General features: G+C 34.3%; 12 protein-coding genes. 6 read left to right on the top strand and 6 right to left on the bottom strand.

Annotated elements, in window-relative coordinates; translation table 11 throughout:
• Window positions 1–114 precede the first annotated feature (114 nt).
• Entirely contained in the window at window positions 115–3072 is a 2958-nt protein-coding gene (locus tag KWG70_RS05115; RefSeq protein ID WP_230934903.1) for a SusC/RagA family TonB-linked outer membrane protein, read from the top strand.
• A 12-nt stretch (window positions 3073–3084) separates the two neighbouring features.
• Window positions 3085–4398 carry a RagB/SusD family nutrient uptake outer membrane protein gene (locus KWG70_RS05120; protein WP_230934904.1) on the top strand — a complete coding sequence of 438 codons (1314 nt, stop codon included), beginning with the start codon at window positions 3085–3087 and terminating at the stop codon, window positions 4396–4398.
• Window positions 4399–4524: 126 nt separating this feature from the next.
• On the opposite strand, the gene KWG70_RS05125 is transcribed toward KWG70_RS05120, so the two are convergent.
• The 4 genes from KWG70_RS05125 to KWG70_RS05140 are packed head-to-tail and all read right to left on the bottom strand — an operon-like array spanning window position 4525 to window position 11208.
• A complete protein-coding gene (locus KWG70_RS05125) occupies window positions 4525–8067 on the bottom strand; it encodes an efflux RND transporter permease subunit (protein ID WP_230934905.1) in 3543 nt (1180 codons plus the stop codon).
• 13 nt (window positions 8068–8080) lie between these two features.
• Entirely contained in the window at window positions 8081–9271 is a 1191-nt protein-coding gene (locus tag KWG70_RS05130; RefSeq protein WP_230934906.1) for an efflux RND transporter periplasmic adaptor subunit, read from the bottom strand.
• An 11-nt stretch (window positions 9272–9282) separates the two neighbouring features.
• Window positions 9283–10599, bottom strand: coding sequence for a TolC family protein (locus KWG70_RS05135; RefSeq protein WP_230934907.1), 1317 nt, complete (start codon window positions 10597–10599; stop codon window positions 9283–9285).
• A gap of 3 nt (window positions 10600–10602) precedes the next feature.
• Entirely contained in the window at window positions 10603–11208 is a 606-nt protein-coding gene (locus KWG70_RS05140; RefSeq protein WP_230934908.1) for a TetR/AcrR family transcriptional regulator, read from the bottom strand.
• Window positions 11209–11331: 123 nt separating this feature from the next.
• On the opposite strand from KWG70_RS05140, the gene KWG70_RS05145 reads away from it, so the two are divergent.
• Window positions 11332–12306: a polyprenyl synthetase family protein gene (locus KWG70_RS05145; RefSeq protein WP_230934909.1), complete on the top strand. Its 975-nt coding sequence runs from the start codon at window positions 11332–11334 to the stop codon at window positions 12304–12306.
• Window positions 12306–12656: a hypothetical protein gene (locus tag KWG70_RS05150; protein WP_230934910.1), complete on the top strand. Its 351-nt coding sequence runs from the start codon at window positions 12306–12308 to the stop codon at window positions 12654–12656. Before KWG70_RS05145 ends, KWG70_RS05150 begins: the two co-directional genes overlap by 1 nt.
• Here KWG70_RS05150 and KWG70_RS05155 read toward each other — a convergent pair.
• Window positions 12653–13180, bottom strand: a complete 528-nt coding sequence (locus tag KWG70_RS05155; protein ID WP_230934911.1) for an alpha-ketoglutarate decarboxylase — start codon at window positions 13178–13180, stop codon at window positions 12653–12655. The genes KWG70_RS05150 and KWG70_RS05155 overlap by 4 nt on opposite strands.
• 115 nt (window positions 13181–13295) lie before the next feature.
• On the opposite strand from KWG70_RS05155, the gene KWG70_RS05160 reads away from it, so the two are divergent.
• Together KWG70_RS05160 and odhB are read left to right on the top strand one after the other, a co-directional pair.
• Complete coding sequence (locus KWG70_RS05160; protein ID WP_230934912.1) at window positions 13296–16052, top strand: 2-oxoglutarate dehydrogenase E1 component; 2757 nt, start codon at window positions 13296–13298, stop codon at window positions 16050–16052.
• Window positions 16053–16115: 63 nt separating this feature from the next.
• Window positions 16116–17333, top strand: coding sequence for a 2-oxoglutarate dehydrogenase complex dihydrolipoyllysine-residue succinyltransferase (odhB, locus tag KWG70_RS05165; protein WP_230934913.1), 1218 nt, complete (start codon window positions 16116–16118; stop codon window positions 17331–17333).
• Window positions 17334–18299: 966 nt separating this feature from the next.
• Here odhB and KWG70_RS05170 read toward each other — a convergent pair.
• The gene (locus KWG70_RS05170) at window positions 18300–18935 is read right to left on the bottom strand and encodes a response regulator transcription factor (protein WP_230934914.1); all 636 of its coding nucleotides are present in this window, start codon (window positions 18933–18935) and stop codon (window positions 18300–18302) included.
• Between the last annotated feature and the right edge of the window lie 6 nt (window positions 18936–18941).

The following is an 18941-nucleotide window of genomic DNA, read 5'->3' on the forward strand; positions in this document are numbered from 1 at the left end:
ATTAATTTTTAATCGTTTTAAACAAAATATTTTTTACATTTTTTTAACAATATCTATAAGATTATTAAGTTTTTATTAAGATATTTAACATGACTAATTCAAAAAATTAACATTATGAACTACACTTTATCATTAAAGTTGCTTCTTTTTTCATTTCTTTTTATTCCGTTACTGACTTTCAGTCAGAACGTTACGGGTAAGATAATGGATGGAAGTACAAATCTACCTTTAGCTGGCGCTAACGTCATTATAAAGGGAACTAATACTGGAGCACAGACAGATTTCGATGGAAATTTTTCGCTCAACGTTGATAGTTTTCCAGTAACGCTTACGATTTCTTCATTAGGTTTTGAAACTGTTGAACAAGTTGTAAATGAGCCAGGAGTGGTAAACATAACACTCAAAGAATCTGCTACAGCACTTAATGAAATTGTTGTTACAGGTTTAGCATCTTCCACAAAACGATCGAACTCGGCCAATGCTGTTGCTTCTATTTCTGCATCAGATCTTACTGGTGTAACTGTTCAGTCTGGTTTAGATGGCGCATTATACGGTAAATTTAATGGTGCAGAGATCAAAGCCAATTCTGGAGCTCCAGGAGGTGGTATTTCAATGAGACTAAGAGGTGTGACATCAATTTTTGGTGATCAACAACCGCTATTTGTTGTAGATGGTGTTTATGTAGATAACTCTTCAATTGGTTTAGGAAACAATGTTGTAAGTCAAGCTGCAGGAGGTGGTAACCCATCAACAAATCAAGATGATGCATCCAACAGGATTGCAGATATTGACCCAGAAGATATTGAAAGTGTTGAGATCTTAAAAGGAGCTTCGGCTGCTGCGATTTATGGATCTCGAGCTGCAGGTGGAGTTGTTATTATTAAAACAAAACGAGGAAAGCAAGGTAAACCTACCGTTCAATTTTCACAAGTTGTAGGTTTGAGAAGCCCAACACAACTTCTAGGTTTAAGAGATTATACTCAAGCACAAATAACGGCACTTGGAGGACCAAGCAATCCTGTGCTTAGAGATTATGAAGCAGAATTATTTGATCATACCAGAGTGTCTACTACAACAAGATTTTCAACATCTGGAGCAAAAGATGATACCGATTATTTTTTAGGCGCAACACATAGAGATGAACCTGGTTTAGTTGATAACACAGGTTATACTAAAAGTTCTGTTCGTTTAAATGTTGGACAGCGATTTAATGATTGGTTAGATATTTATGTAACGTCAAATTATATCAATTCGAAAGCAGATAGAGGATTTTTCAATAATGGTAATGCCAATAGAACTGTTGGTTATGCATTAGCATTTACTTATCCATGGGAAGACTTATCTCCAGTTAATGGTGTATATCCTCAAGGTGGAGCAGGATCTAATGTATTAGAGACAGTTGCTTTGACAACCAATAGAGAGGAAGTAAATCGATTTATTGGAAGTGCGAAATCAAACATTAAATTATTAACTACGGATCAGCACAGATTAAAACTTGTTCTTGAAGGTGGTTTCGATCAATATACCTTAAGAACGACGAGTATTTTCCCTAAATCCTTATCATATTTCGCTTCACCGACGTCCTTAGGAGGTGTTTCGATTTCAGGAACAACGATCAACACAAATTATAACTTATCTGCATTCTTGGTTCATAACTTTGATTTGGATAACGGATTGAGTTTTACGACACAATTAGGTAGTTTCTATCAAGACTTCGATCGTAATACCGTAATCACTATTGCTACAGGTTTAAATGGTTCGCAAACCAATTTAGGTCAGTCAACCAATGTGTCAACACAACAAATTATTAGACCGCAACAGGATACAGGGTTCTTTGTTCAAGAAGAAATCAACTATAATGATCAAATTATTGGTACTATAGGTCTTAGAGGTGATAAGTCGACAAACAATGGAGACGCCAATAAAATGTATTATTACCCTAAAGCTAATTTAGCAGTAAACATACATAAGTTTGATTTTTGGAGTTTGGATGAAGTTAGTTATCTAAAACCAAGAATAGCTTATGGAGAAGCTGGACGATTTTCAAATTTCAACGACAGATTTACGCCAATGAATCCTCAGTTTATTGGAGGGCAGTCTGGTTTAAGTCCAGGGAACTTACGTGGAAACCCTAATGTAGGACCAGAGCGACAGTCTGAATTAGAATACGGTCTTGATTTCGGATTATTAGATAGTCGCTTAAATTTTGAGATTTCATTTTACAATAAAAAGATTGATGATCTTTTAATCCAGTCTCAAGTGCCAACCACAACAGGATTTACAAATCAGGTAGTCAACGGAGGTGAGTTGGAAAATAAAGGTATTGAACTTGGTTTAAATGCCAATATCATGGAAAAAGATGATTTCTCATGGAAAGCAGGAATAAAATGGTGGAAAAATAAATCTGAAGTAACGCGCTTAGATGTTCCTTCTTTTACAACTGGAGGTTTTGCCGCTTCTCTTGGTACATTTTTAATTCAAGAAGGGAAAAGTGCAACTCAAATTGTTGGTACGTTCGATGCCACTGCATTTACACCTGAAGAAATTGCAGCTAGAGACCCAGAAGGAGATGGTTTCTTTGTCTATGGAAATGCTGAACCAGATTTCCAAATGTCATGGTTTAATGAAATCAATTATAAAAGGTTTGATTTCACATTCCTATGGCACTGGAAAAAAGGTGGTGATAATATCAACCTAACAACACTATTATATGATTTAGCTGGGACAACTTGGGATTATAACGACACAGGTTTAGATCCGAGTGGTCAGTTATCTAATGGAGATTATCGTGCAAGTCAGGCCTTTGTTAATCCAGATCCAGTAATTGAAGATGCTGGGTATTTAAAACTAAGAGAAGTTGGTGTGTTTTACACATTACCTAGCGATTTAATAAAGTATGCTAATCAAATTCGAGTAGGCGTTTCAGGTAGAAACTTAATTAACATTTTTGATTATAACAGTTATGATCCAGAGGTTTCAAATTTTGGAAACAATGTCTTAGGGAATAACGTTGAGGTTACACCTTATCCAACATCGAAGTTTGTAAACTTTCACTTAAATGTCACGTTCTAAAAAAATAATATTATGAAAAATAGAATTATAAAAATGATCTTTTTTACACTGGCCTTTTCTTTTGCTGGATGTCAATTAGATGAAATACAAAATCCAAATGCGCCTTCTGTAGGAAGTTTTGCAAATGGTGCTAGTCAAGCAGATATTCAATTATTAGCCTCAGGTCTTGAGGCAGTAATGAGAAATGATTTAGCTTTTCATTATGATACTGTAAGTATTCTCGGAAGAGAGTATTATGATTTAACTGGTGTTGACCCTCGTTATACAGGTGAGCTTTTAAAAGGACCTTTAGATAATAATGGGTTTTTAACTACGAGAGCATTTGCTGCTTGGTATAAAGTTGTTAAATCTGCTAATATACTAATTGAGGCAGTTGAGAATTCCTCGGCTGGATTCACCGATGAGGTCAAGAATAGTTATTTTGGTTACGCAAAAACGTTAAAAGCGTATGCACTATTAATGGTAGCAAATCGACAATATACTAATGGTATTCGACTTGATGTAGAAGATCCAGATAACCTTGGACCTTTTGTAGGCTATACTGAAGCACTTACCGGAATCATGGCTTTATTAAATGAAGCAAATGACGATCTGTCTAGTGCGTCTGGAAATTTCGATTTTAGTATTAGTTCTGGTTTTGCTGGATTTAATACAGCAACAACTTATAGTCAGTTTAATAGAGCGGTTGCCGCTAGGGTTGCATTATATCAAGGAAATAATACTATGGTGTTATCTTTATTAGGAAATTCCTTTTTTGATATTAATGGTGATTTATTTAATGGTCCAGCACATATTTTTGGACTTACAGGTAATGATATCGTTAACGCTCAATTTCATGTTCAAGGGCAATCTGGACAAGAGTTCATGATACATGACTCTTGGGTTGCAGATGCCGAAGCTGGCGATACTAGAGTTACCGAAAAATCTTTTCAACTTCCAGGCGGAACTATGTTTGATGGCCTATCAGCAGATTATCAAATAGCCGTTTACGATACCAATGTAGATCCAGTATATCTTATCAGAAATGAAGAGCTTATTTTGATGTACGCTGAAGCTAATATTGGAACCAATAATCCAGAAACTGTAGCTGCAATAAATAGAGTGAGAAATGCTGCAGGATTGGGAGATTATGCAGGCAATCCAACTGATGCTACAGAATTGTTAGAAGAAGTATTAAGACAGCGACGTTATTCTCTTTTAGCTGAAGGTCACAGATGGATTGATCTTAGACGATTAAATAGACTAAATGAAACATATGTTCCTCTTGATAGAGCAGGAGACAATATAATTGACGCATTTCCTACACCATTTACTGAAAATGAATAGGTAATTATAGAGTAGTTTAAATCAAAAGCCTCAACTAAATGTTGAGGCTTTTTCGCTATTAATCAAAACCTTTTCTAATTCCCTAAAAGGTTTATCGCACATTGATATAAAATCAAATGTGTATCGTTAGACTTGACCTTCAAGTCTTTTATCCATATTAAACGTTTCTGTTTCTACAAGTTCTGTTTCTGTGTTTGTATTAACACCTTTCATCCACATTTTTAAACGTGTTACTAAATAAAATAAGATAGGAACAACAATTAAGGTTAAGAACGTTGCAATGAACAATCCGTAAATCACAGTCCAAGCTAGTGGCCCCCAAAATATAACGTTGTCACCACCTACATAAATGTTAGGGTTAAACTCACTAAACAGTGTAAAGAAATTAATATTTAAACCAGTAGCTAATGGTATCAATCCTAAAATAGTAGTGATAGCTGTAAGTAATACTGGACGTAAACGTGCTTTACCTCCTTTAACAATAGCATCTAATAAATCATCTTTTTCTAAATACTCATCGTCATCTAAATCTCTTTTAAGTTTCTTTCTATCTACCAGTAATTGTGTGTAATCCAGAAGTACTACACCATTATTAACTACAATACCAGCAAGTGAGATGATTCCCATCATGGTCATCATAATAACAAAGGCTTTGCCTGTTATAATCAAACCTCCAAATACACCAATAAGACTCAAGAAAATAGCTAGCATAATGATTCCTGGTTTTGATACAGAGTTAAACTGAAATATAAGTAGAAAGAAAATTAAACCAAGACCAATAAAAAATGCAGACATCAAAAATGCCATTTGCTTGTTTTGTTCTTCTATTTGACCTGTGTAATCAATTTTAACATCATTGGGTTTGTCATTAAAAGACTTCATTTCGTTCTGAATTTCGGTAACGATAGCACCAGCATCTGTATAGCCTGCAGCTAATGCAGAGTAAACAGTTACAACACGTTTCACATCTTTATGCTTAATGGCACTAAACCCTGAAGAATTACTTTGACTCGCTACGGCAGACACAGGAATCTCCTTTATTTGACCAGAGGCCATATCTCTAAACGTAATTTTCTGATTGAAAATAGCACTTTTATTGTATCGGTTTTCTTCATTAAAGCGTACATAGATATCATAATCATCTCCACCTTCTTTATAAATTCCGGCTTTGGCTCCAAAAATTGCATTACGTAATTGTTGCCCTACTTGACCTGAAGTAATTCCTAACTCACCAGCTTTTTTACGATCTACATTAACTTGCATAGAAGGTTTTGAGCGATTGACATCAATTTTTAACTCTTCAATACCTTGGATATTTTTAGTATTAATGAAGTCACGCATTTTTTCGGCAGTAGCAATGAGTTCTTCATAATCTTTACCTTCTAACTCTATATTGATTGGATAACCTGCTGGAGGTCCAACAGCATCTTTTTCAACAGAAATTGCAACACCAGGATAAATACCATCCAAGGCATCTTGCACTTTTTTTAAGAGCTCATTACTATCAGCACCTTTTCTAAATTTATATTCGCGCATAGTCGCTGTGATCTTTCCACGATGCGGCATTTCGGCAGCAGAACCACCATCGGTTTGAGGATTTCCTGCGCCTTCACCTACTTGGGATACAGCACTTTCGGTTAAGAAATTGTAACCATCATTAACATAGGTGCTTTCATTAATAATGTTGTATACACGCTGTTCAATGTCTTTAGTAATGGCATTAGTTTTTTTAATGTCTGTACCTTCAGGGTATTCAATGTAAACTATAATCTGGTTTGGCGTATTATCAGGGAAGAATTCAACCTTTGTACGTTGACTAGAAACAGAACCGCCAAAACTTGCAAAAGCTATAAATAATAACACTACAGTACCTACAGTAATAAAAATTGGACGCTTCTTTCCTAATGCACCACGAAGTATTTTTTCATAAAAACGTTCCCATTTAGGCAATGTTTTAGACTGAAAATTATTAGCCCATTTTCTAAGAAATAAGCGATATGCCCAGAGTAAGATTGCTGTAAATACCATAACAGTACCTAATCCTCGATAGGCACCACCAAAGAATATAATTGTTAAACCTATGATTCCTAAAATAGCTGAAACCTTAATAATTTGTTTTAACGGCATTTCTTTGTCTTCTATGGTCATGTATCGAGATACTAATACCGAATTGAAGAAAATAGCAACAAACAATGATGATCCTAAAACTACAGAAAGTGTCACAGGGAAATAAATCATAAACTGCCCCATTACACCTGGCCAAAGCCCTAATGGCACAAATGCAGCAACTGTTGTTAGGGTTGATATAATAATTGGAAACGCAATTTCACCAATACCCTTTTTTGCGGCTTCAATACGACTCATGCCTTCTTTTTCCATCAAGCGATAGACATTCTCAACAACCACAATACCGTTGTCAACTAACATACCAAGTCCCATAATTAAACCGAATAGAATCATGGTATTCATAGTATATCCTAAAAGGTTTAGAATCATTAACGACATGAACATCGACATTGGAATTGCAAACCCGACAAACAAGGCGTTTTTAAATCCTAAGAAAAACATTAAAACGGTTACTACTAGAATAATACCGAAAATGATGTTGTTTACAAGGTCATCTACTTGTCCGATTGTTTTTTCAGATTGATCGTTTGCAATGCTCACTTTTAGATCTGGAGGAAACACATTGGCAACGGCATCATCAACCATAACCTGAATTTTATCAGCAGCATCCACCATATTTTTTCCTGCTCGTTTTTTTACGTCGAGCATCACAACTGGATCTCCAAATTCTCTCGCATAGGTGGTTTTATCTTCATCTTTAAATGTAACCTTTGCGATATCTTTTAAGTAAATAGGATTATTACGTTCACTCTTGACTACAAAGTTTTCCAATTCTTCTGGATTGTCAATTTCACCTAAAATTCTGATTGTACGACGTTGCCCGCTTGAAATTAAATTACCAGCAGACATAGTCATGTTCTCATTACTAATCGTTTGAATAATATCATTAAAGCTCACTTGCGCAGCCATCATTTTGTAAATATCTACAGCGACTTCTACTTCTTTATCTTGAGCACCTCTAATATCAACTTGTTTGATTTCTTGTAAGCCTTCTATTTCATCTTCAAGATATTCTCCAAATGATTTAAGTACATCTACAGGATAGTCACCAGAGATATTAATGTTGAGGATTGGAATTTCCTCAGACATACTCAAATCAAATACATTTGGTTCTACTTTTGCACCATTAAAGGTTGGCCAATCTTCACTAGCTGTTTCAGAATCTACCTCGTCCTTTACTTTTTGTTTAGCAGCTTCAACAGAAATATTCTCATCAAACTCGACAATAACAATAGAGTAATCTTCTTGTGATGTTGAAGTAATCTCAACCACATTACTCACAGTTTTTAGTTGATCTTCGATTGGATCTGTGATTAACTTTTCAATATCTTCAGCAGTGTTTCCAGGATAGACAGAACTGATGTAGATTTTAGTTTCTTTAATCTCTGGGAAGTTTTCACGAGGCATACTAAAGTAAGCACTTGCGCCTAAGATTAGGATAAGTGTAATTAATACATACATCGTGGTTTTATTATTAATAGCCCACGAGGATAGTACGAATTCCTTATCTACTTTTTTCTTTTTTTTGTCTTTTTTGCTCATTGCAATCTCAGGTTTAGTCGTTAGTAGAATCGTTTGTTTCGAGGATAAGAATCTTAACTTCTTGACCGTTTTTTACACTTCTTGCACCTTCTTGTATGATTTCGTCATTATTAGTTAATCCAGAAAGAACTTCAATGTAATCGCCTTGTGTTTTTCCAGTTTCAATAAAAGCACGTTTAGCCGTAGCTTTATCGTCAGATTTATTAGTAATTGTATATACATACTGTTGGCCTTCGGCGTTTTCTGAAATGATACTCAAAGGAATAAGGATGGCTTTTTCATTTGTGTAATCGTTAATTTTCAGTTTTGCAGTAAGGTTTGGCTTAATATTTTTATTAGTATTCGGAATCGTAACTTCTACTTTAAACGTTCGGTTAGCTGGATTGATAAAACTTCCTGCTTGACGTACCTTAGCTTCCATAGTAGTATCTAGAACAGGAAATTCTACTTCTACCATTTTACCTTCGGTCACGTTGGTAATGTAGCTTTCAGGAACATCAGTTTCAATGTACATTTCATCCAAATTCACTATTCTAAACAATTGCGATTGTCCAGGAGCAACAACACTTCCTTGTTCTGTAATTACATCATCAATAGTACCAGAAAAAGGAGCTTTAACAACTGTTCTAGCCACTTGTTGCTGTAATTGGTTAACCGCTTTTTGTTGCGCTTCATAATTGGACTTTGCTTGTAAAAATTGAATTTCACTTCCTATATTTTGATCCCATAGGCGTTTTTGTCGCTCGAATGTGGTTTTTGCTAAATCGGCTTGGATTTGCAATTGTGCCACTTGCTGACTTAATCCGCCGTCATCAATTTTGGCTAATGTTTGTCCTTTTGAAACTTTTTGCCCTTCTTTTACAAATACACTTGTCATTACACCAGAGTATTCTGGGTAAATCACTAAGTTTTTCTTTGTGTCCACATTTCCTTGTAATTCTACATAATGTGTAAAGACGCTTTCTTTTGCAGGAAATGTCGTAATCAATGGAATTTTCTCTTGAGGATCTAATTCTTTAATCTTAGAACTTAGTTGTTTCAACTGTTCGGCAAGTGCTTGTTGTTGAGCATCGAGTTCGGTTTTCTTTTGACGAATTTGTTCTAGGTCATTAGAGGCAATGATGTCTTCTACACTCTGTGTTTTCTCATTTCCGCAGGAAAACAATACAAGAGCGACTAGTGATAAAGTTATAATATGTTTCATTTGAATAGTGTTTAATTGTTGATTGGTGAATTAAGTACAGTTTCTAATTCTGCTTTTGAATTAATAACATCAAGCATGGCTTGAAGTAATTCTTGTTGAGCGGTGTACAATTGGGTTTGCGCTTGACGAAGTTCAAAACTTGTAGCAATACCTTCAAAAAATTTGGTTTGATTTTTTTGTTCGATTCGTTCGGCAAGTGCTAAATTTTCTTTTTTATTTTCGTAATCTTCAATTGCAAACTGATAATTGCTTTTTGATGACGCGATCTCAAGTTGAATTTTTTGTGCCGTTTCGGTTAAATCATTTTGTGCTTTTTCGAGATTAATAGCGGCTCTTTGTGTTGAAGCACTTCTCATACCTGAACTAAAAATTGGAATTTTCATCGATACGCCAAATATTGACGATCCGAACCATTGTTCACTACTACTTGTGAAGTTGAACGCCTCTCTGTTTGCAGTATATGCACCATTTATAAAAGCATCTAAGGTAGGTAAAGCTTTACTTTTTTCTAACTTTAACAAAAGCTCTTTTGAGCGTTTATCATTTTCAGAAATCTTATAATCAATGGTGTTTTGAACATTGTCCTCAATAGTTAAAAGATCTAAAAGGGTGTTTTGGTCTGTAAGACTTTCGAGGTTGTCTGTTAATGTCGTTTTAGAGTTAACATCAATACCAAGTGTAATATTTAGCATTTGGTAAGCTAAATCTTTCAATCTTGTTGTATTGTTTAAATTACTTCTAACACCTGATAATGTAATCTGTAATTGTTCTACACTTTCTTCTTCTTCAAGACCATTTTCATAAATCTTAGTGGTTTCATCTAAGTTTTTTTCTAAAACGGCAATGTTTCTGTTAAAGATATTAATGCTTTCTTCAGCCAATAAAACATTACCATAAGCATTGATCACGGCTTTTCTAATCTCCAAATCGGTTTTTTCCTTGGCATTTTTAGAAATTTCTAAAAATACTTTTGCCGATTGTAAACCAACCAAGTAAGAGCCATCAAAAAGCTTTTGATTTAATGTGGCTGTGGCAACCAAAGAATGTTTTGGTCCAGCTTCAATGATTTGGTCTCCGAAAACGAAAACGTTTCTTTTTATGGCATTTTGATAATCGACCTGACCACTTAACTGCGGTAAACCAGTGGCAATTGTCTCCCATTTTTGCTTTATAGCTGCATCGACATCATAGGCCGCATTTTTTGCAGTTCTGTTGTTCTCTAAAGCATAATCTATGGCTTCCTGTAAAGAGAAACTTTGAGGAGTTTCTTGAGAAAATCCGTTATAAAACAGATGTATGCTTAAAAATAATATGAGTGTTTGTCTCATAGTTTATGATTGGTTTTTTGTTATAAATTGATTTAATATTTTGAATCCTTTATCGGTAACAATGGCCCTTAAATGGTATTCTAGGTAGCTTTCCATTAAGTATTCCATTGGAAACTTTTCCTTAGGAAAAATGGCGCCATCTTTAATTCCAGTCATACCATTAAAGTACATTCTAGAAATAAAATCTACATCAATACTATCTCTAAATAGACCAGTGTCTATTCCATCTTGCAAGCTTTCTTGTACAGATTCATGCATTTTCTCAAATTGCTTGATTTTTAGCACACTATAGATCTGAGGATAATATTTCCTTAGTTGATATTGTGGTGACGATTTCTCATTTTTTAAATGATGCATCACAAACATTTTTATATCGTATAGTTCTTCAATTGGGTTTTTTGACGCCTCACAAATGTCATCTATGCCATCACAAATAGTTTCAAATAGATAAAATGTTACGGTTTCTACAAGTTTGGTTTTATTACTAAAATGGACATAGATCGTTTTTTTTGAGATCCCCATTTCATTAGCTATATCGTCCATTGTTACACTTTTAAAGCCAAGTGTAAGAAAGAGTTCAGTGGACTTATGTATTATTTTTTGTCTCATAATGAGGCGCAAAGATAAGTCAGGAAACTTTAAAAACAAAAAAAGTTTCCTAAGTTTTAATGTTTTTTTAACATTGCGTTAAAGTGTTGTGCTTGATTTATTCATTTGCATTATTTTTGCACAATGCAAAATATTCAATCCTACCACGACGCATTTGTAAAGCATCTTGAGGCTTTCGTAACATCAAAGCAACCGGAAACACTTTACAACCCTATCAACTATATTTTACAACTAGGCGGTAAACGTTTACGTCCAATTTTAACATTAATGACTGCCGAAATTTTCGAAAATGATTATAAGAAAGCGTTGGATGCGGCATTAAGTGTTGAGGTATTTCACAATTTCTCTTTAGTTCATGACGATATTATGGACGATGCACCCTTACGAAGAGGAAAAGAAACAGTTCATGAAAAGTGGGATATAAACACAGGGATTCTATCAGGAGATGCTATGCTTATTATGGCCTATCAATTGTTTGAAAATTATGAGCCTCATGTATTTCAAGATTTAGCAAAGCTATTTAGCAAAACAGCAATTGAAGTTTGTGAGGGTCAGCAATATGACGTTGATTTTGAAACTCGAGATGATGTGACGATTGCTGAGTACCTTAAAATGATTGAATATAAAACAGCAGTTTTAGTTGGAGCTGCTATGAAAATGGGAGCTATTGTTGCCGAGGCTTCTCAAGAGTGTCAGAATTCTATTTACGACTTCGGAAGAAACCTAGGTATTGCATTTCAACTACAGGATGATTACTTAGATGCTTTTGGAGACCCAAAAACATTTGGAAAACAAGTTGGAGGTGATATTATAGAAAATAAGAAAACCTATTTGTATTTGAAGGCTCTCGAATTTTCAAATAAAGAAGATCAATTACAACTAGAACATTTATATGGCGTAAGTCCATCAGATCCAAGTGAAAAAATTGAGACAATAAAACAATTATTCGTAGCAACAGGTTCTGCTGAAGCGACTAAGAAAGAAATTGAAAACTATACAAAGAAAGCATTCTCGGTTTTAGAATCCATTAAAATTTCCGAAGCTAACAAAAATGCACTTATGGCATTTGGTGAAAATTTAATGAATCGTAATGTATAATGCAATTACCTACCACGTTTGAACATTTAATCTCAGAAGCTGAAGACCTAAACCTCTACGTTAAACTTATAAATCAGGTCAATAAAGATTTTTTATTGGCTAATATTGATCTTGATTTTCAAGACGATGTTTTACCATCACGTTTGAAGTATGTTCTGCATGAGACGATTTATAAGCTTATTCAAGAGAAGTTTACCGATTATTTGAACTTACTGTATATCGTTGATGTTTCCGAAGAAAAAATTAAGCAATTAGATGGTAGTGATACTTTAAAACTTTCTGAGCAAGTCACTTTTTTAGTGTTACAGCGCGAATGGCAGAAAGTATGGTATCGCCACAAGTTTTCTTAGAAGAACACACGAACAAAAGGCGCCCAAGGATCGGCATAAATACTTTTGTCTCTATCGTAAAGTACGTCATACCTGATACCGAGTGTTACATTATTGGACCTATAACCAACACCTAAAAATAATGCTGGATACCAATAGTTTTGATCTTCAAATTGGTTGTTTTCAAATTTCCGATTTACATTAAGCTCTTCAAACTCTCCAGATAATTGAACTTCAGGAATTGGATTGTATAAACTAATAATGCTAGCTCCAAAAATTGTAGAATTATAAGTGTTTTTTAAGCTGTTATAAGTGCCATTAAGCCCTAAGCCTAAGGCAAAATCTGAATTAAATTGATAAATGGCACTAGGCGCAAGCGTCCCACTAAAAAAGCCATCACCAAAACTTAATCCTAAACCACCACCAAAACGAACGTGATTCCAAAAATCGTTAGTACTATCTTGAGAAAATGAACTAAATGAAAAACTCATAATGAGCGATAGAATAACTAAGGATTTCAAATTAAAAAGGCATGGAAATTTCATAAAGCAAAATTTGAGTTAAATATGGCTTATAAATATACCAAAAAGGTATCTATTTTTAGTAAATGTTGTATTTTTGACTAAATTTTGTTGAAGCGAAAACGACTTATACCAAATAATGGATAAATATTCCTTTTTAAACGCAGCACACACAGCATACTTTGCTGATTTATACGAACAATACCAAAAAAATCCTGATTCAGTTGAGCCAAGTTGGAGAGCCTTTTTTCAAGGTTACGATTTTGGTAGTGAAAGTTATGGGATGGATGGTGACCTAGTTGAAGGAGTTTCGACCCAAATTCCGGAACAAGTTCAAAAGGAGTTTCAGGTGGTAAAATTGATAGATGGTTATAGAAGTAGAGGTCACTTGTTTACAAGAACTAATCCTGTTCGTGCACGACGAAAGTATGCACCTACTCTTGAGATTGAAAACTTTGGGCTATCACAAAATGATATGGACACGGTGTTTTCGGCTGGAGAAATAATTGGTATTGGTAAAAGAACATTAAGGCAGATAGTTGATCATTTAGAAAGAATTTATTGCGACTCTATTGGTGTCGAGTACATGTATATTAGAAAACCAGAAGAAATTCAATGGATTCAAAATAAACTTAATGTCAATGATAATCAGCCTCAGTTTTCAGCTGAGCAAAAAAAGCACATCTTAAAAAAATTAAACGAAGCCGTTTCTTTTGAAAGCTTCTTACATACAAAATATGTTGGTCAGAAGCGTTTTTCACTAGAAGGAAATGAATCTTTAATTCCTGCATTAGACGCGCTTATTGAAAATGCATCAGAGCATGGAGTTAAAGAATTTGTTATGGGAATGGCACATCGTGGTCGTTTGAGTACCTTAACCAATATCTTTGGAAAATCTGCGAAAGATATCTTTAGTGAATTTGACGGAAAAGATTACGAACAAGAAGTTTTTGATGGCGATGTAAAATACCATTTGGGTTGGACAAGTAATCGTGTAACGGATAGTGGAAAGCAGATCAATTTAAATATTGCTCCAAATCCTTCACATCTTGAAACCGTAGGCGCAGTTGTTGAAGGTATTGTACGAGCAAAACAAGATGATAAGTATAGTGATAATCCTTCACAAGTGTTACCAATTGTTGTTCATGGAGATGCTGCTATATCTGGTCAAGGTTTAGTTTACGAAGTTGTTCAAATGGCACAACTGGACGGTTATAAGACCAATGGAACAATTCACATTGTAGTGAACAACCAAATTGGATTTACAACCAATTACTTAGATGGACGTTCTAGTACCTATTGCACAGATGTTGGTAAAGTGACGTTGTCACCTGTGTTACATGTTAATGCCGATGACGCCGAAGCTGTTGTTCATGCCATGTTATTTGCACTTCATTTTAGAATGAAATTTAAACGCGATGTTTTTATCGATTTATTGGGCTATAGAAAATATGGTCATAATGAAGGTGATGAACCACGTTTTACACAGCCAAAATTATATAAGGCTATCTCTAAGCATAAGAACCCAAGAGATATTTATGCCGAAAAATTGATGAATGAAGGCGTTATTGATAAAGGGTATGTAGCGCAATTAGAAAAAGATTATAAAGATAAACTCGAAGTAAAACTTGAGGACTCTCGAAAAATAGATAAGACTGTCATTACGCCATTTATGGAAAATGAGTGGGTAGATTTTAATACTGTAGTTGAAGATAAAATGCTTCAGCCAGTTGATACTTCATATCCTAAGAAAAATCTAAAACATATTACTAAAGTTATATCTAACTTACCAGAAGACAAGAAATTTATTCGCAAGATTGAGCGTTTAGTTCAATCACGACAAAAGATGTTTGATGATGATAAATTAGATTGGGCAATGGCAGAGCATTTGGCCTATGGAACTTTATTAGAAGAAGGGTATGATGTGCGTATTTCTGGTCAGGATGTAGAACGTGGAACATTCTCTCATCGTCATGCAGTAGTTAAAGTAGAAGATAGCGAAGAGGAAATTTTATTACTCAATCAAATAAGCGAAACCCAAGGTAATTTCTATATCTACAATTCGTTACTTTCTGAATATGGTGTCGTAGGTTTTGATTATGGATATGCTATGGCAAGCCCTAAGACTTTGACGATTTGGGAAGCTCAATTTGGAGATTTTAGTAATGGTGCTCAGATTATGTTAGACCAATACATCTCGGCAGCTGAAGATAAATGGAAACTACAAAATGGTTTGGTTATGTTGTTGCCACATGGTTATGAAGGGCAAGGTGCAGAACATTCATCTGGTAGAATGGAACGTTATTTACAGTTGTGTGCAAAAGATAATATGTTTGTTATGGATTGTACAACACCAGCAAATATGTATCATTTACTTCGTAAACAAATGAAAGCGGAGTTTAGAAAACCATTGATTGTATTTACACCTAAGAGTTTGTTACGTCACCCATTAGTAGTGTCTTCTGTAGATGAATTTGCAAATGGAAGTTTTCAAATGATCATAGATGATGCTTCTGCTAAAGCAGATAAAGTAAAAACATTGGTTTTTGTAACAGGGAAATTCTATTATGATCTGTTAGAGCAAAAAGAAGAGCTTAAACGAGAGGATGTTGCTTTGGTGAGAATTGAACAATTATTCCCGCTTCCAGAAAAACAGATTAAAGACATTATAAGTCAGTACAAAAACGCAGATGATATTGTTTGGGCTCAAGAAGAGCCAAGAAATATGGGAGCATATAGTCATATGTTAATGCATTTAGATGAAGCAAAATCATTTAGAGCGGCAACCCGTAGACCTTATGGAGCTCCTGCGGCAGGAAGTGGTGTGAGATCTAAAAAACGTCATCAAGAGGTTATTGACTTTGTATTTGACAAAACCAAAAATAACCAACGCTAGAAAAAAAAGATTTTTATAAAAATATAACTTGTTATAAACGCTAAAAAATAAAATTACAGAACGATGATTTTAGAAATGAAAGTTCCTTCGCCAGGAGAATCAATCACAGAGGTAGAAATTGCAGAATGGTTAGTTGCAGATGGAGACTATGTTGAAAAAGATCAGGCCATTGCAGAAGTTGATAGTGACAAAGCTACATTAGAATTGCCTGCAGAAGCAAGTGGAACAATTACGCTCAAAGCTGAAGAAGGAGATGCGGTTGAGGTTGGAGCTGTTGTCTGTTTAATAGATACAAGCGCTGCAAAACCTGAAGGTGGAGATACTGCGCCAGTTAAAGAAGAAAAAGAGGAGGAAGCACCTAAAAAGGAAGCTCCAAAAGTTGCTGCTACCGAAACGAAAACATATGCTACAGGTACAGCAAGTCCTGCTGCTAAGAAAATATTAGATGAGAAAGGGATGGATGCATCGTCTGTTTCTGGTACAGGAAAAGATGGTCGTATCACTAAAGAAGATGCGGTTAATGCTGTGCCTTCTATGGGAACTCCTACAGGAGGAAGCCGTGGTACATCTCGTAGTAAAATGTCTATGCTAAGACGCAAGGTTGCAGAGCGTTTGGTTGAAGCCAAAAACACAACAGCGATGCTAACGACTTTTAATGAAGTTGACATGTCTCCTATTTTTGAATTGCGTAAGCAGTACAAAGAAGATTTTAAGGCAAAGCATGGCGTGAGTCTTGGATTTATGAGTTTCTTCAGTTTAGCAGTTGTTAGAGCATTAAAATTGTATCCAGCTGTAAATTCTATGATAGACGGTAAGGAAATGTTAAGTTATGATTTTGTAGATATCTCTATTGCCGTATCTGGACCTAAAGGATTGATGGTACCTGTTATAAGAAATGCTGAAAATTTAAGTTTTAGAGGTGTTGAATCTGAGGTTAAACGCTTAGCTATTAGAGCAAGAGATGGTCAAATTACAGTTGATGAAATGACTGGAGGAACATTTACTATTTCTAATGGAGGTGTTTTTGGTAGTATGCTATCTACACCAATTATCAATCCACCGCAAAGTGGAATTCTAGGGATGCATAATATCGTTGAACGTCCTGTAGCAATAGACGGTAAAGTTGAGATTAGACCTATTATGTATGTAGCGCTTTCATATGATCATAGAATTATTGATGGTAAAGAAAGTGTTGGATTTTTAGTAGCTGTAAAAGAGGCTTTAGAAAATCCGGTAGAGTTATTAATGGATAATGATATAAAGAAAGCCTTAGAAATGTAATCTAATTACATGATTAAATGATACAAAAAAGCGCAATTCAAAAATTTGGATTGCGCTTTTTCTCCCTAATAAAAATAACTAACTAATAACTAAAAAAAATTTACAAGAATATTTATTGATATAATTAAAATGGCACTAAATATTAAGCCCGCAATAAAGATCTTGTTTGTAAGGCTTTGTTTGTTTTTCATCGTTTCCATTTTTATATATTTTAAATTATACTTTTCGATTTCAATAAAGCTCTGAGCTTATGAAGACACTCAGAGCCTTATATACCCTAATTAATTAATAGAGTTACTATAAAAAAATCCCTCTAATCTTAATAACTCTGATGTAAAATTCGCCATTAATCGCATACCAAACAATACGTAGTTCTACGTATATTTCATGTTTTAAATGTTAAAGTTTTCTTTTTTGGTGACTTTTCATAAAAAAAGCTCTGAATTAATAAAAATCCAGAGCCTTTATTCCTTTTTCCCAAAAGGAAATTGATTAATAGCATGACAAACTTCGGTAATATTATGATGCAAAACAATACGTAGTTCTACGTATATTTTATTTAATCTGGTTTTTGTTGGATTTAAAAATGAAACCCTGAATTGAATTTCAATCCAGGGTTATGGATGATTTGATTCTTCCATTAAGAATAATAGCGACAGTAAATTTCAACAATAAAAAGAATAAAGTCAATACGTAGTTCTACGTATTCTGAAAAAAACAAAAAACTCTAAATCAGTGAAGATTCAGAGTTTTCTAGTTAATTAAATTCTCCCTATAAGAATAAATAGCTAACACAAATTTCTGTATTTTTCTTCATAGAAACAATAGGTATATTTACCTGTTTTTATAAAATAAAAAACTCCAAATCAATAAAGATTTAGAGTTTTAGTTAATTAAATTCTCCCTACAAGAATAAATAGCTGAAACAAATATCAGTATTAAATCTCATGGAGTCAATACGTAGTTCTACGTATATTTTGATAAAAATTCTTCATGCTCTTTAGCATATAATACAATACTATTAGCTTTCGATTCAAGTTTTAGCTTTGTTCTGATATTACTTTTATGTTTTTCTACTGTTCGGTCTGAGATAAATAAAACACTTGCAATTTCTTTAGCAGTTTTGTTTTCGGCAATGAGTTTAAAAACCTTCATTTCTGAGTCGGTCAATGTCTTTAATTCATCAGGTGTTTCTTTTATTTCAAGGTATTCGATTAACTCTGGGCTAAAATAAGAGGTTTCTTGAAGCACAGATGCGATACAATTTTCAATTTCAGCTATAGCAAACTCTTTAAGTATATAACCATAAATACCTAACGACTTTGCTTTATTATAGATGTCTTGACTCTTCTCAAAAGTGATAATTATGATTTTAGTGTTAAGGTTAAAGGTCTTGCATTTTTCGGCAACCTCTAGACCAGTAAGCATAGGCATTTGAATATCTAAAATTGCAATATCTGGCTTGTGTGCATTAATAAGAGTTAGCGCTTCTTTACCGTTTTTTGCACTGGCGATGACATTAAATTGTTTTTCTAAAAGGAAGTCGTTTAGACCTTTAAGAATTAATGGATGATCGTCTGCTATTATAATTGACGTAGACATTGGGCT

The sequence above is a fragment of the Psychroserpens luteolus genome (assembly GCF_021032705.1).
Classification (GTDB): Bacteria; Bacteroidota; Bacteroidia; order Flavobacteriales; family Flavobacteriaceae; genus Psychroserpens; species Psychroserpens luteolus.